Source organism: Streptomyces actinomycinicus, assembly GCF_016741775.1.
In the GTDB taxonomy this organism is placed as follows: domain Bacteria; phylum Actinomycetota; class Actinomycetes; order Streptomycetales; family Streptomycetaceae; genus Streptomyces; species Streptomyces actinomycinicus.
The window spans coordinates 104,590-119,510 of record NZ_JAERRK010000010.1 but is presented as its reverse complement, the minus strand read 5'-3'; the positions used below and the strand labels follow the sequence as shown (position 1 = coordinate 119,510).

Annotated in this window: 12 protein-coding genes; 11 read left to right on the top strand and 1 reads right to left on the bottom strand. The window is 74.4% G+C overall.

Going from position 1 to position 14,921, the window contains the following annotated elements; translation table 11 throughout:
- The first annotated feature begins 7 nt into the window (after positions 1-7).
- From JK359_RS20920 to JK359_RS20875, 10 genes are all read left to right on the top strand, one after another.
- Positions 8-2,452 (top strand): SpoIIE family protein phosphatase, encoded by a 2,445-nt coding sequence (locus JK359_RS20920; protein ID WP_201837971.1) that lies wholly within the window; start codon positions 8-10, stop codon positions 2,450-2,452.
- 220 nt (positions 2,453-2,672) lie between these two features.
- On the top strand, positions 2,673-2,948 hold the full coding sequence (locus JK359_RS20915) for a hypothetical protein (RefSeq protein ID WP_201837769.1): 276 nt from the start codon (positions 2,673-2,675) through the stop codon (positions 2,946-2,948).
- Positions 2,949-3,038: 90 nt separating this feature from the next.
- Complete coding sequence (locus JK359_RS20910; protein ID WP_236678188.1) at positions 3,039-3,407, top strand: DUF6479 family protein; 369 nt, start codon at positions 3,039-3,041, stop codon at positions 3,405-3,407.
- Positions 3,408-3,533: 126 nt separating this feature from the next.
- Complete coding sequence (locus JK359_RS20905) at positions 3,534-3,719, top strand: hypothetical protein (RefSeq protein ID WP_201837766.1); 186 nt, start codon at positions 3,534-3,536, stop codon at positions 3,717-3,719.
- A 283-nt stretch (positions 3,720-4,002) separates the two neighbouring features.
- Complete coding sequence (gene rfbB / locus JK359_RS20900) at positions 4,003-4,974, top strand: dTDP-glucose 4,6-dehydratase (protein WP_201837764.1); 972 nt, start codon at positions 4,003-4,005, stop codon at positions 4,972-4,974.
- Positions 4,975-5,057: 83 nt separating this feature from the next.
- Complete coding sequence (locus JK359_RS20895; RefSeq protein ID WP_201837762.1) at positions 5,058-8,099, top strand: FAD-binding and (Fe-S)-binding domain-containing protein; 3,042 nt, start codon at positions 5,058-5,060, stop codon at positions 8,097-8,099.
- Complete coding sequence (locus JK359_RS20890; RefSeq protein ID WP_201837760.1) at positions 8,096-9,205, top strand: enolase C-terminal domain-like protein; 1,110 nt, start codon at positions 8,096-8,098, stop codon at positions 9,203-9,205. The genes JK359_RS20895 and JK359_RS20890 overlap by 4 nt, the downstream gene beginning before the upstream one ends.
- A gap of 52 nt (positions 9,206-9,257) precedes the next feature.
- Positions 9,258-10,268 (top strand): SDR family oxidoreductase, encoded by a 1,011-nt coding sequence (locus JK359_RS20885; RefSeq protein WP_201837758.1) that lies wholly within the window; start codon positions 9,258-9,260, stop codon positions 10,266-10,268.
- Positions 10,269-10,317: 49 nt separating this feature from the next.
- A complete protein-coding gene (locus JK359_RS20880) occupies positions 10,318-10,821 on the top strand; it encodes a metallophosphoesterase family protein (protein WP_201837756.1) in 504 nt (167 codons plus the stop codon).
- Between the two features lie 12 nt (positions 10,822-10,833).
- Complete coding sequence (locus JK359_RS20875; protein WP_201837754.1) at positions 10,834-11,430, top strand: GNAT family N-acetyltransferase; 597 nt, start codon at positions 10,834-10,836, stop codon at positions 11,428-11,430.
- A 165-nt stretch (positions 11,431-11,595) separates the two neighbouring features.
- Here JK359_RS20875 and JK359_RS20870 read toward each other — a convergent pair whose 3' ends face one another.
- Positions 11,596-12,702 carry an XdhC family protein gene (locus JK359_RS20870; RefSeq protein ID WP_201837752.1) on the bottom strand — a complete coding sequence of 369 codons (1,107 nt, stop codon included), beginning with the start codon at positions 12,700-12,702 and terminating at the stop codon, positions 11,596-11,598.
- A 180-nt stretch (positions 12,703-12,882) separates the two neighbouring features.
- Between JK359_RS20870 and JK359_RS20865 the strand changes: the two genes are divergently transcribed.
- Positions 12,883-14,883 carry an elongation factor G gene (locus tag JK359_RS20865; RefSeq protein ID WP_201837750.1) on the top strand — a complete coding sequence of 667 codons (2,001 nt, stop codon included), beginning with the start codon at positions 12,883-12,885 and terminating at the stop codon, positions 14,881-14,883.
- The last annotated feature ends 38 nt before the right edge of the window (positions 14,884-14,921 follow it).

The window sequence follows — 14,921 nt, the reverse complement described above, 5'->3', positions numbered from 1 at the left end:
CCACGTGGTGAGTGAGGGCGCTGCGGCGATCAGCGGCACGAGAACGGAGCGTGCTGAAGCCGCCCTTGTGCCCCTCATGGCCGCCCCGCCCACCCCCGACCGGCTCCGCCGTGTCCTCGAACAGGCCCTGGTGTTCGCCGGGGCGTCGTTCGCCGGGGTGTACACGCCCGGCGACGACCCCTCGGTGCTCGTCCTCGCCGAGTCCGCCGGCCTGCCGCGGACCCTGTACGGCCTGCGGGACAGCTATCCGGCGGCGGGCGCCTCCCCGGTCGCCGAGGCCCACCGCAGCGGACGTGCGCACTGGCTCGGTCCCGCCGAACTGGCCGCCTTCCCGGACGCGCGCCGCACCCCGTCCCCGGACTTCTCCCTGGCCGCCCTGCCGCTCGGCCTGGCGGGCAGCGGCTGTCTGCTTGCCGTCGGCGAGCACCCCGGCGGCTTCGGCGCCGACGACCGGTCCTGCCTGGAACTGATCGCCCACGCCGTCGCCGTACCCGCCCCGGTCGCCGCCGGCGACACCGGTGAACTGCCGACGGACGCCTTCAGCCTGGCCATGGACTCCGGCCGGGTGGAGGTCGGCGAGGCGATCCTGCGGGGGTTCGGGATCGCCCGGGAGGACTTCGACGGCCGGGTGGAGACCCTGCTCGGCCGTGCCCTCCCCGAGGACCTGCCCGCGCTGATGTCCGTGGTCGAGGCCGACCACATGTCCATCGGCGACCGCGAGCTGGAGTTCCGGATCCGGCAGCCCACCGGCCAGCCCAAGTGGCTACGGCTGCGCGGCCGGCTGCTGCCCGGTGGCGAGGGCCGGCCGGCCCGCCTCGTCGGCACCGTCGCCGACGCCTCGTCCCAGCGTTCCGACGTCACCGACGTGGCCCGGGTGCAGCGTCTGGCCGCCGCGCTCGCCACGGCCGGCACCGTCAAGGACGTCGGCCAGGCCGTCGTCGCCGCCCTGCGTAGGCCCCTGCAGGCCGACCGCATCGCCCTGGCCGAACTGGAGAACGACCGGCTCGTCGTCACCGTCCTCGACCCGCCCGAACCCGAGGCCTGGCCCGAGCTGTGGCGCTCCGAGTGGCGCACCGAGTGGCCCGACGCGCCGGTGCGCGCCATGCCGACCCTGGCCGCCGCGCTCCGCGAGGGCCGGGCCCGGATCTGGCCCGCCGGCTCGGCACTGGAACCCGCTCTCGCCGAGGTCGGCCCCGGCGGCCTCGCCGTCCTGCCGCTGCCGGCCGGCGGCCGGATGGCCGGCGCCTGCCTGGTCGGCTGGGACCGGCCACGCGAGTTCGCCCCCGACGAGCGCGCCCTGCTCACCGCCTGCGCCGCGCTGACCGGGCAGGCCCTGCTGCGCGCCCACGCCTTCGACGCCGAGCACGAACTCGTCGGCATGCTCCAGCGCACGCTGCTGCCGCGCCGGCTGCCCCGGCTCCCCGGCGCAGTCGCCGTCGCCCGCTATCTGCCCACCAACGAGGGTCTGGAGGTCGGCGGCGACTGGTACGACGTGATCCCGCTCGCCGACCACCACGTCGCCCTCGTCATCGGCGACGTCCAGGGCCACAACGCCGGCGCCGCCACCCTGATGGGCCAGATGCGCACCGCGCTGCGCGCCTACGCCGTCGAGGGCCACGCCCCGGACGTCGTCGTCGCGCACGCCAACCGGCTGCTGCTGGACATGGAGACCGACCTCTTCGCCACCTGCGCCTACGTCGACGTCGACATGGAGCAGGGCACCGCCTGGTGCGTGCGCGCCGGGCACCTGCAGCCCGTGCTGCGCCACCCGGACGGCACCGCCGAGATCCTGCAGGCCGAGGGCGGCCCGCCGCTCGGTGTGCTCGCCCAGGCCGAGTTCCCGATGACCCCGCTGCGGCTGCAGCCCGGCGCGGTGCTCGCGCTGACCACCGACGGCCTGGTGGAGTCCGCAGACGCCGACCTCGACGCCGGCATGGCCCGGCTGGCCGCGGAACTGGCCGCCGCCGACCCCACCCACCTCGGCCTGGTCGCCGACGCCCTGCTGGGCCGTGCCCACCGAGGCGACGACGTGGCCCTGCTGCTGATGCGCTACGACGGCATGGCCGTACGGCCGCTGCGGGAGAGCTGGACCGTGTGGCGGGTGCCCGAGGCGGCCCGGCACGCCCGCCGCTTCACCCGGCGCACCCTGCGCACCTGGGGCATCTCGCCGGACACTCTCGACGCCGCCCTGCTGGTCGTCTCCGAGCTGGTCACCAACGCCCTGGTGCACACCGGCGGGCAGGTCCGTCTCGACCTCAGCCTGATCAACCACCGGCTGCGGCTCGCCGTCGCCGACGCCTCCCCGCGCAGCCCGGTGAAGCCCACCAGCATCGGCTGGGAGGCCACCGGGGGCCGCGGCATCCTGCTGGTGGAGGCCGTGTCTGCGGCCTGGGGAACGGTCCCGGTCAGCGGCGGCAAGCAGGTGTGGGCCGACCTGGTACTGGACGGCTGAGACCACGCGGGCACGGCGTGCTCGCCGGCGGCCGAGTCCCCGCGGGCACGGGGCGTTCGCCGGCTGCTGAGTTCCCGCGGGTGGGGTGCGTTCGCCGGCTGCTGGGTTCCCGCGGGCACGGCGTGCTCGCCGGCGGCTGACCGCCACTCGGGTGCGCGTGCGGCCGCCCACGGCAGGTCGGCACCGGCGCGCCCGGCGCCCGTGCCTAGGGTCGGTTGGCGTGTCGCACACCTTCGAAGAACTGGTCGCGAAGCAGCTCGCGGCCGACGCCGCCCAGGCCCAGGTCCAGGAACTGCGGGACGCCTACGGCCCGCCCGCCGAGCGAGGGATGACGGGCGCCCAGTCGGGCACCTACGAGACCGCCCTGCGTGCCTGGCGGGACCTCGCCCGCGATCTGCAGACGGCGGTGAGCGAGTACGCGCGGGACACCGGCCGTCCACGGGCCGAGATCGAGGCGGAGGTGGAACGGGCGGCGGCGGGGACGGAGGATAGCTGAACCCGGCCACGGGGGCGCGGTGGCCGCCGCCGGCCGGCTGACCGCCGCAGGTCCGCGCATCCGGCACGCCGCTCCGGGTACCCGACGGCCATGAACACTGCCATGTACGAAGCAGCCGCGGGCACTCAGGTCTTCGGATACGCCCTCATCCTGGTCGCCGGAGTGGCCTGCGTCCTGGGACTGCTCTGGGCCTTCCGGCTGGGCGTCAAGGTGCGCGAGCGCGAACCGGCGCCCCCGCGGCCCGACGAGCAGCCCAAGATGCCGGCGTCCGGGCCGGTCCACGAGGTCAGCGAGGTCCGGGAACCCGACGAGGTGCCCCGGGCCGCCGACGAGAGCGAACGGCTCACCCCGCACCAGCTCGGCAACGCCGGCACCCGGCGTGCCGAGGACCAGCGCCGCTCACGCTGGTCGCCCGGTTCCAGCGGGTCCTTCGGCGGCGGTGGCGGCGGCCGGACGTGAACCGGCGCCGGGGCCGGGAGTGTTTGCGGGCCGTGCGACCCGGGGACCCGGTCGGACGAACCACGCACCCCCGGGCCGGGTCGGCCCGGCGAACCGTTCCCGCCGCAGGCGGGGCGCAGAAGGAAGATGAACGACGTGACCGCGCATCCGAGTGAGAAACCGGCCATACCCCACGCGGAGACGGGATGGGCGAAGGCCCAGCGCCGACGGGACCCGGCGGTACGCACCTGCCTGCCCGCCGTCCTGGACCGGACCCCGGACGGCCGGACGGGCCCGGGCACCGAGGACAACATCGTGCGAGGCGAGGACTGAGTGCGAGGCGAGGACTGAAACCTCCGCACACCCCGCCCGGCGACCGAAATCCGGCCTTTCCCGCCCGCCCGCCCGGCCGCCACCCTGCCCGCCGGTCGCCACTCCCGCCCGCCCGGCCGCCGCTCCCGCCCGCCGCCGTGTCCCGCCCGGTGCGCCGCACCCCTCCGGTGAACACCGCCGGCACCCGAGCCGCGTTCCCCGTTAAGGTGTGGCGAATGAACGCTCCGGTGCTGCTCCCCGGGCCGGGCACCCCCGCCGCGACCGGGACGACCGAGGTCCGGTCGTGAACATCCTCGTGACCGGCGCCGCCGGCTTCATCGGCTCCCACTACGTCCGCAGGCACCTCGCCGCGGACCCGACCGGCGCGTCCCGCATCACCGTGCTGGACGGACTGACCTACGCCGGCACCCTCACCAACCTCCCGCTCGGCCACCCCCGGCTCGACTTCGTCGAGGGCGACGTCTGCGACGCCGCCCTGGTCGACAAGCTCATGGCCGACGCCGACCAGGTGGTGCACTTCGCCGCCGAGTCGCACGTGGACCGGTCCATCGAGGGGGCGGGAGAGTTCGTCCGCACCAACGTCCTCGGCACCCAGACCCTGCTGGACGCGGCCGTGCGGCACGGCACCGGCCCGTTCGTCCACGTCTCCACCGACGAGGTCTACGGCTCGACGGAGACCGGCTCCTGGCCCGAGACGCACCCGCTCGCCCCGAACTCCCCGTACTCCGCGTCCAAGGCCTCCGCCGACCTGCTCGCCCTCGCCCAGCACCGCACCCACGGGCTGGACGTCCGGATCACCCGCTGCTCCAACAACTACGGCCCGCACCAGTTCCCCGAGAAGCTGATCCCGCTCTTCGTCACCAACCTCCTCGACGGCCTGCCAGTCCCGCTGTACGGCGACGGACGCAACGTCCGCGACTGGCTGCACGTGGACGACCACTGCCGGGGCATCGACCTCGTGCGCACCGGGGGCCGCCCCGGCGAGGTCTACAACCTCGGCGGCGGAACGGAGTTGAGCAACAAGGAGCTGACCGGACTGCTCCTGGAGGCGTGCGGTGCGGACTGGGACGCGGTGGCGTACGTCCCCGACCGCAAGGGCCACGACCTGCGGTACTCGGTCGACTGGAGCAAGGCCCGCGACGAACTCGGATACCGCCCGCGCCACGACTTCGCCACCGGCCTCGTTGAGACGGTCGCCTGGTACCGCGACCACCGGGACTGGTGGGAGCCGCTGAAACGGCGCAGCGCGCGCTGAGACGCCCCGGTTTTGCCTGGCCGGCTGTCGGGTACTCGCCGGTCTTCGGACAGGGCAGCACGTCGGGAACTCGAGGAGCGCAGATGACCCCTCCGGACACGTCCGGCCTGGAGGCGGCCCTCCGCGCCGAGGTGGACGGCGAAGTCCGCTTCGACGCGGGCAGCCGCGGTGCCTACGCCACGGACGGTTCCAACTACCGTCAGGTCCCCCTCGGCGTCGTCGTGCCCCGCACCGTGGAGGCGGGCGCGCGGGCGCTGTCGGTGTGCGCGCGCTTCGCCGCACCCGTCCTGTCCCGGGGCGGCGGCACCAGCCTGGCCGGGCAGTCCACCAACACCGCGGTGGTGATCGACTGGAGCAAGTACTGCACCAGGGTGCTGTCCGTCGACCCGGAACAGCGCAGCTGCGTGGTGGAGCCCGGCATCGTCCTGGACGAACTCAACCGTCAACTCGCCCGACACAAGCTGCAGTTCGGGCCCAAGCCGTCCACTCACAGCCACTGCGCGCTGGGCGGCATGATCGGCAACAACTCCTGCGGGGCCTCCGCCCAGGCGTACGGCAAGACCGTCGACAACGTCCGCCGCCTGGAGATCCTCACCTACGACGGCCAGCGCGCCTGGGTCGGCCCCACCCCGCCCGACGAGCGCGCCCGGATCATCGCCGGCGGCGGCCGGCTCGCCGAGATCTACACCGGCCTGGACCGCATCGTCACCGAGTACCTCGCCGACATCCGCCACGGCTACCCCAGAATCCCGCGCAGGGTCTCCGGCTACAACCTCGACTCCCTGCTGCCCGAGAACGGTTTCGACGTCGCCAGGGCGCTCGTCGGCAGCGAGGGCACCCTGGTCACCGTCCTGCGCGCCGAACTCGACCTCGTGCCCGTGCCGCCGTACCAGTCGCTGCTCGTCCTCGGCTACGAGGACATCTGCGCCGCCGCCGACGACGTGCCCCGCCTCCTCGAGCACTGCTCGCCCAGCCAGCTGGAGGCCCTGGACGGGCGCATGGCCCAGCTGATGCGGGAGGAGGGCGCCTACCTCGACTCGCTCGACGTCCTGCCGTCGGGGGACAGCTGGCTCATGGTGCAGTACAGCGGCGACTCCCAGGACGCCGTCGACGAACAGGCGCACGCGCTGCTGCGGGCCGTCGGCCGTCACGAGAAGGACGACGACGTCGCCTTCTCCGACAACCCCGAACGCGAGCAGAAGATGCTCAGGGCACGGGAGGCCGGGCTCGGCGTGACCGCGCGTCCGCCGGACGACCGTGAGACCTGGGAGGGCTGGGAGGACTCCGCCGTACCGCCCGAGCGCCTCGGCGACTATCTGCGCGACCTCAGGAAGCTGTTCCAGGAGTTCGACTACGACCACCCGTCCCTGTACGGCCACTTCGGACAGGGCTGCGTCCACACCCGTATCCCCTTCGGGCTGAAGACCGCCGAGGGCGTGGCCGACTTCCGGCGGTTCGTGGAGCGCGCCGCCGACCTCGTCGCCTCCTACGGCGGCTCGCTCTCCGGCGAGCACGGGGACGGCCAGTCGCGCGGCGAGCTGCTGACCCGGATGTTCGGGGAGCGGCTCGTGACCGCCTTCGGCGAGCTGAAGGCGCTGTTCGACCCCGGCAACCGGATGAACCCCGGAAAGATCGTCCGTCCGAACCCCGTCGACGGGCAACTGCGGCTCGGCCCGGCCTGGCGGCCCACCACCCCCGCCACCCACTTCGGCTTCCCCGAGGACGACCACTCCTTCAACCGCGCGGTGATGCGCTGCGTCGGCATCGGCAACTGCCGCGCCCACTCCGGCGGCGTCATGTGCCCCTCCTACCGGGCCACCATGGAGGAGGAGCACTCCACCCGCGGCCGGGCCCGGCTGCTGTTCGAGATGCTCGACGGCCACGCGGACTCCGCCGTCCAGGACGGCTGGCGCTCCACCGCCGTGAACGACGCCCTCGACCTGTGCCTGGCCTGCAAGGGCTGCAAGTCGGACTGCCCCACCGGCGTCGACATGGCCACCCTCAAGGCCGAGTTCCTCTCCCACCACTACGAGGGCCGCATCCGCCCCGCCGCCCACTACTCCATGGGCTGGCTGCCGGTGTGGGCGCGGCTCTCCCGGCTCGCCCCCGCCCTGGTCAACTCCGCGCTGCACGCCCCCGGTCTGGCCGGCGCGGGCAAGCGGCTGGCCGGCATCGACGAGGCCCGCTCGGCACCCCTCTTCGCCGAGCGATCCTTCCTCCAGTGGTGGCGGGCCCGCGACCGGACGGAGCCCGACCCCGCCGACCCGCGCACCGTCGTCCTGTGGCCCGACACCTTCAGCACCTACTTCCACCCCGCGATCGCGGTCTCGGCCGTACGAGTCCTGGAGGACGCCGGCTTCCGGGTCGCCGTCCCCGACAAGCCGGTGTGCTGCGGCCTGACCTGGATCTCCACCGGCCAGCTCCCCGTCGCCAAGAAGGTGCTGCGCCGCACCCTCGACGCACTGCACCCCTACCTGGAGGCCGGCACCCCGGTCATCGGCCTGGAACCCTCCTGCACGGCCGTGTTCCGCTCCGACGCCCCCGAACTGCTGCCCGGCGACCAGGACGTGCAGCGGCTGGCCGGGCAGACGCGCACCTTCGCCGAACAGCTCGTCCACCACGCCCCGGACGACTGGCGGCCACCGCAGCTCGCCCGGCAGGCGACCGTGCAGACCCACTGCCACCAGCACGCCGTCATGAAGTTCGACGCCGACCGCGAACTGATGCGCCGCGCCCACCTGGACGCCGAGGTGCTCGACGAGGGCTGCTGCGGACTGGCCGGCAACTTCGGCTTCGAACGCGGCCACCACGACGTCTCCATGGCCGTCGCCGAACAGGGTGTCCTGCCCGCGGTCCGCGGGGCCGCACCGGACAGCCTGGTCCTCGCCGACGGCTTCAGCTGCCGTACCCAGATCGAGGAGGGCGGCACCGGCCGCCGCGCCCTGCACCTCGCCGAGGTCCTGGCCCTCGCCCTGGACGGCAACCTGCCCAGCGACCACCCCGAGCGCCTGGCCGACCGCCCGGCCGGGCCCTCCAGGACGGCCCGCTGGGCGACCACCGTGTCCGCCGCCGCCCTGACCGCGGGCGCCGTGTGCGGGCTGCGGCGGCTGAGGAGGAGGGCATGAGCGACCAGCCGGCCGTCGAAGCGGTCGGCACCGCCGTCTACACCGTGCCCACCGACGCCCCCGAGGCGGACGGCACCCTCGCCTGGGACAGGACCACCCTCGTCCTGGTCACCGTCCGCTCCGGCACCACCACCGGACTCGGCTACACCTACGCGCCCGCCGCCACCGCCCACGTCGTACGCGACCTGCTCGCCGGCACCGTCACCGGCCTTCCGGCGCACGACGTGCCACGCGCCAACGAGCGCATGTGCCGGGCCGTCCGCAACGCCGGACTGCCCGGCGTGGCCGCCCAGGCCATCGCCGCCGTCGACATCGCCCTGTGGGACTGCAAGGCCCGCCTGCTCGGCCTGCCCCTCGTCCGGCTCCTCGGCGCCGCCCGCGACGACGTGCCCGTCTACGGCAGCGGAGGCTTCACCACCTACGACGCGGACCGGCAGGACCGGCAGCTGCGCGGCTGGGCGGAGGAACAGGGCATCCCCCGCGTCAAGATCAAGATCGGGGAGTCCTGGGGCACCCGCGAGGACCGCGACCTGGAACGCGTCGCCCGCGCACGGGCCACCGTCGGCGACGGCACCGAGCTGTACGTGGACGCCAACGGCGGCTACACCGGCGGCCAGGCCGTACGCGTCGCCGGCCGGCTCGCCGGACACGGCGTCACCTGGTTCGAGGAGCCCGTCTCCTCCGACCACCTCACCACCCTCGCCGACGTCCGCGGCCGGGTCCCGATGGACGTCACGGCCGGCGAATACGGCTACACCCTCCCGTACTTCGAGCACATGCTGGCCGCCGGGGCCGTCGACTGCCTCCAGGCCGACGTCACCCGCTGCGGCGGCATCACCGTCTGGCTGCGCGCGGCCGCACTCGCCCACGCGCGCGGCACGGACGTCTCCGGGCACTGCGCACCCCACGCCCACGCGCACGTGGCCGCCGCGGTGCCCAACCTGCGCCACCTCGAGTGGTTCCACGACCACGTCCGCATCGAACGGCTCCTCTTCGACGGGGTCCTCGACCCCGCCGGCGGCAGCGTCACACCGGGCGCCGACGGAACACCGGGCCTGGGGCTGACCCTGGTGGAGGAGCGGGCGGCGCCGTACCGGGCGGGGTGAACCACCGCACGTTCAGCAGTCACGTCCCCGAGGCCTTCCGGAGGAGAGGACCATGCCCCCCACCGTCGTCATCACCGGTGCCAGCGCCGGCATCGGACGCGCCACCGCCCGCCTGTACGCCCGGCGCGGCGCCGACGTCGTCCTGGTCGCACGAGGCGAGGGCGGTCTGGAAGCGGCGGCCGACGAGGTCGCGGCGCTCGGCGGACGCCCGCTGGTCCACCCCGCCGACGTGGCCGACCCGGCCCAGACGGACGCCGTCGCCGAGGCCGCGGAGAAGGAGTTCGGCCCGGTCGACGTCTGGATCAACTGCGCCTTCGCCAGCGTGTTCGCGCCGTTCGAGGAGATCACGCCCGAGGAGTACCGGCGGATCACGGACGTGACCTACCTCGGCTTCGTCAACGGCACCCGCTCGGCCCTGAAGCGCATGCTGCCCCGCGACCGCGGCACGATCGTGCAGGTCGGCTCCGCACTCGGGGAACGGTCGATCCCGCTGCAGTCGGCGTACTGCGGCGCCAAGCACGCCATCAACGGCTTCACCTCGTCCCTGCGCACGGAACTGCTGCACCGCGGCAGCCACGTGCACGTCACCGTCGCCCAGATGCCCGCCGTGAACACGCCCCAGTTCGAGTGGGTCCGCTCCCGGCTGTCCCGGCACCCCATGCCGGTCCCGCCGATCTACCAGCCCGAGGTCGCCGCCCGGGGCGTGGTGTACGCCGCCGACCATCCGCGCCGCAAGCAGTACTACGTCGGGGCCACCACGGTGGCCACCATCTGGGCCAACCGGCTCGCCCCGGCCCCCCTCGACCGCTACCTGGCCCGCACCGGCTTCGACTCCCAGCAGACCGACCGCGTCCCGCCCGCCGGACTGGACAACCTCTTCGCACCGGCCGACCGGGACCCCGCGGACGACCAGGGCGCCCATGGCTCCTTCGACGACAGCGCGCACGCCCGCTCCTGGCAGGAGGTCCTGGTCCGGCACCCCGCCGCCACCGCCCTCGGCACCGGTGCCGCCCTGCTCGGCACCGTGGCCGGCCTGCGCCGCCTGACCTCGCGGGCCGCCTAGGGCCTCTCCTTCGGACCGTGCCGGGGTCGAAAGACCCTAGGCTGGCCACGTGCGCCTCCTGCTCATGTCCGACACGCACCTGCCCCGGCGTGCCAAGCGGCTCCCGGACCAGTTGCTCGCCGAAATCCCGCACGCCGACGTGGTGTTCCACGCCGGCGACTGGGTGGACACCGCCACCCTCGACCTGCTGGAGAGCCGCAGCCACCGGCTCGTCGGCGTGTACGGCAACAACGACGGCCCCGACCTGCGCGCCCGGCTCCCCGAGGTGGCCCGTGCCGAACTGGGCGGCCTGCGCTTCGGTGTCGTCCACGAGACCGGCCCCGCCCAGGGCCGCGAGGCCCGCTGCGCCGCCCGCTTCCCGGACCTCGACGTCCTGGTCTTCGGACACAGCCACATCCCCTGGGACACCACCGCCCCCGGCGGGCTGCGCCTGCTCAACCCCGGCTCCCCGACCGACCGCCGCCGCCAGCCGCACTGCACCTACCTCACGGTCACGGTCGCCGGCGGTGCGCTCACCGAGGTGACCCTGCACCGGCTGCCGCAGCGGCCGTGACATCATCCCTGGATGATCAACACTCCCGGCATACCCGCCGTCGTACCCGCCGGCCGCCTCGCCGACCACGACCAAGCCGTGCTGCCGCTGCCCGGCGGCCTCGAACTGCGGCCCTGGCGCCTGGACGACGCCGACGCCGACGCCCTGCACTCGGCAGGGCAGGACCCGGCGATCAGCCACTGGAACCTCTTCTCCGTCGGCAGCCGTGACGAGGCCCGCGCGCGGATCGGGCGCCTGCACGCGCGCCGGCAGGCCGAGACGGGGGTGATCTGGGCCGTCGCCCCGACCGGCGGCGCTGCCGTGGGGCTCGCCGGCCTCAACGACGTCGACCTGGCGGGCGGCACCGCCGAGGTCGTCTACTGGGTGCTGCCCGAGGCCCGCGGCGGCGGCCTCGCGGTCGCGGCGACCCGCCGGCTCAGCCGCTGGGCCCTGGACGACCTCGGCCTGCACCGCCTGACGCTGTGCCACTCCACGGCCAACCCCGCCTCCTGCCGGGTCGCAGAGAAGGCCGGCTACACCGCCGAGGGCACCCTGCGCAGCGCACTCCTGCACGCCGACGGCTGGCACGACCAGCATGTGCACGCGCGCGTGGCGGGTGATCCAGCGTAGCCACCGGGAGCCCGACGGGCTGCGCCGCCGGGCGTGTACGCGGCCCTGGTACGTGCCCGGCCCCCGGCCGGGCCGCCCGGTGGGCCGGCCCGCGCGCGGACCATCGGGCGGAGGCGGGCCGGAGGCCGCCGGCGGGGCCTGTGCCCGTCCTGGCGGGGCCGTGTCTCACACCGCGCCCCGAGGGTGGATCGCCCCGCTCGTGCTGCTGAGCGGTGTCCCGGTGCCGCCCCAGCGCACCGCAACGATCTCCGCCGCCACCGACACCGCCACCTCCTGCGGCGTACGGGCGCCGAGGTCCAGGCCGACCGGGGAGCGCAGGCGGGCCAGCTCCTCGTCCGTGAGGCCGGACTCGACCAGACGGCGCAGCCGGTCGTCGTGGGTACGGCGGCTGCCCATCGCCCCGATGTACGCCGCCGGGCGCCGCAGCGCCTCCCGCAGCAGCGGCACGTCGAACTTGGGGTCGTGGGTGAGGACACAGATCGCCGTGCGCTCGTCGGTGTGGGTGCCGCGCAGATACCGGTGCGGCCAGTCCACCACGACCTCGACGCCCTCCGGGAACCGGCGGGGCGTGGCGAACACCGGGCGGGCGTCGCACACGGTCACCCGGTAGCCGAGGAAGTCCCCGATCCGGGCCACCGCGGCGGCGTAGTCGATGGCCCCGAACACCAGCATGCGCGGCGGCGGCGCGAAGGACTGCAGGAACACCGTGACGGTGTCCTCGCGCCGCTCCCCGTGCGGCCCGTAGTGCCGCAGGCCCGTCGCGCCGAGGGCGAGTTCGCCGCGTGCGTCGGCGGCGACCGCCGCGTCGAGCCCCCGTGTGCCCAGACCGCCGGCCGCCGTGTCCGGCCACACCGCGAGGGTGGCTCCGCGCGGCGCCGGCCCGTCGATCACGGTGGCCACGGTGACCGGTTCTCCGCCCGCGACGGACGCGGCGACCGCCCCGAACGACGGATCCAGGGCCTGGGTCACCGGACGTACCAGCACGGTGATCTCACCGCCGCAGGTGAGCCCGGCCGCGAAGGCGTCCTCGTCGCTGTAGCCGAAGGTCTCCAGCCGGGCCGCGCCGCTCGCGACCGCCTCCTGGGCCAGCTCGAACACCGCGCCCTCCACGCAGCCCCCGGAGACGCTGCCGACCACCTCGCTGTCAGGGCCGACCGCCAGCGCGGCGCCGGGCCCGCGCGGCGCACTGCGGCTGACCGCTACGACCGTGGCCAGCCCGAACGGCACCCGGGCCGCGTACCAGCGGTCCAGCACGGCGAGAATCTCACGCATCGTCCGCTCCTCGGCTCACCCGGCACGGCACCTGGTTGAACGTTAATCCGTTGGTGCCGCGGTCGCCGGTCTGCTGCACTGCACCGGTCGAGTTCCCCAGAGCACCAGGAGTGATCATGCGCGCACCGTCCATGTCCCGCCCGGAAGGAATCGCCCGCTCTCTCAAGGACATGACGCTTCGTGCAATTGATCAACCTGGGAATCCTCGCGCACGTCGACGCAGGTAAGACCAGCCTGACCGAACGGCTGCTGCACACCGCCGGTGTGATTGACGAGGTCGGCAGCGTCGACGCCGGCAGCACCACCACCGACACCCTCGCGCTGGAGCGGCAGCGCGGCATCACCATCAAGTCCGCCGTCGTCTCGTTCCCGCTGGACGGCGTCACCGTCAACCTGATCGACACCCCCGGTCACCCCGACTTCATCGCCGAGGTGGAGCGGGTGCTCGGCGTCCTCGACGGTGCCGTCCTGGTCGTCTCCGCCGTCGAGGGCGTCCAGGCGCAGACCCGGGTGCTCATGCGGACCCTGCGCCGGCTGCGCATCCCCACCCTGGTCTTCGTGAACAAGATCGACCGGCGTGGGGCACGGGAGACGGCCGTGCTCCGCCAGATGGCCGAACGGCTGGCCGTACCGCTCGTCCCGATGGGCACGGCCACCGGCCTGGGCACCCGCAGCGCCCGCTTCCTGCCAGGCCTCGGCCCCGCCGCGCTGGAGGCACTGGCGGACCAGGACGACCGCCTGCTCGCCGCCTACCTCGACGGCCGTGTCCCCGAGGGCCGTCTGGACGCCGCCCTGGCCGACCTGACCCGGCGGGCAGCGGCCCATCCGGTCTACCTCGGCTCGGCCCTCACCGGTGCCGGGGTGCCCGAACTGATCGCCGGTGTCGAACGGCTGCTGCCCAGGGCCGCCGGCGACCCGGACGGCCCCCTGTCGGGCACGGTGTTCAAGGTCGAGCGGGGCCCGGCGGGGGAGAAGGTGGCCTACGCCCGGCTCTTCTCCGGCACCCTGCGCATCCGCGACCGCATCCCCTTCGGGGACGGCCGGGACACCGGCGGCGACGGCGGACGCCGGACCACGCACGGCCGTGTCACGGCGCTCACCGTCTTCGACCACGGCAGCGACACCCGGGCGGACAGCGCCCCGGCGGGCCGGATCGTCAGGATGTGGGGCCTCGGCGGCGTCCGGATCGGCGACGCGGTGGGCGCGCCGGCGCGCGCCTGCGAGCACCACTTCGCGCCGCCCACCCTGGAGACCGTCGTCGTGCCCGGCCCCGGGACGGACCGGCGCTCCCTGCACCTGGCGCTCACCCAGCTCGCCGAGCAGGACCCGCTCATCGGCGTCCGCCACGACGAGCGGCGCAGGGAGACTTCCGTGTCCCTCTACGGCGAGGTGCAGAAGGAGGTCGTCCAGGCCACCCTCGCCGACGAGTACGGCCTGGACGTCACCTTCCGCGAGACGACCACGCTGTGCATCGAACGGCCGGCCGGCACCGGGCACGCGGTGGAGTTCAACAAGAAGGAGCCCAACCCGTTCCTCGCCACCGTCGGCCTGCGCGTCGACCCGGCCCCGCCCGGCTCCGGCGTGGACTTCCGGCTGGAGGTGGAGCTGGGCTCGATGCCGTACGCCTTCTTCAAGGCGGTCGAGGACACCGTCCGGGAAGCGCTGGGCCAGGGGCTGCACGGCTGGCAGGTCACCGACTGCACGGTCACCATGACCCACTCGGGCTACTCGCCCCGGCAGAGTCACGCTCACCAGGGTTTCGACAAGAGCATGTCGAGCACTGGCTACGACTTCCGGGGCCTGACCCCGCTGGTCCTGACCGACGCGCTGCGCCGGGCCGGCACCCTGGTGCACGAGCCGGTGCACCGCTTCCGGCTGGAGGCACCGGCGGACACGCTCGGCGCGCTGCTGCCGGTGCTGGCCCGGCTCGGGGCGATCCCGGAGAGCACCGGCACGCACGCCACGGCCTGTCTGCTGGAGGGCACCGTGCCGGCCGGCCGGGTGCACGAGCTGGAGCAGCGGCTGCCGGGGCTCACCCGGGGCGAGGGGGAGCTGGAGTCGGCCTTCGACCACTACGCGCCGGTCACCCGGGGCGCGGTACCGGAACGGCCGCGCACCGACCACAACCCGCTGAACCGCAAGGAGTACCTGCTGAACGTGATGCGCCGCCGGGCGGAGTGACCAGTAGAGCTGACGCCAAGTCAACTTACTGTCGGGTC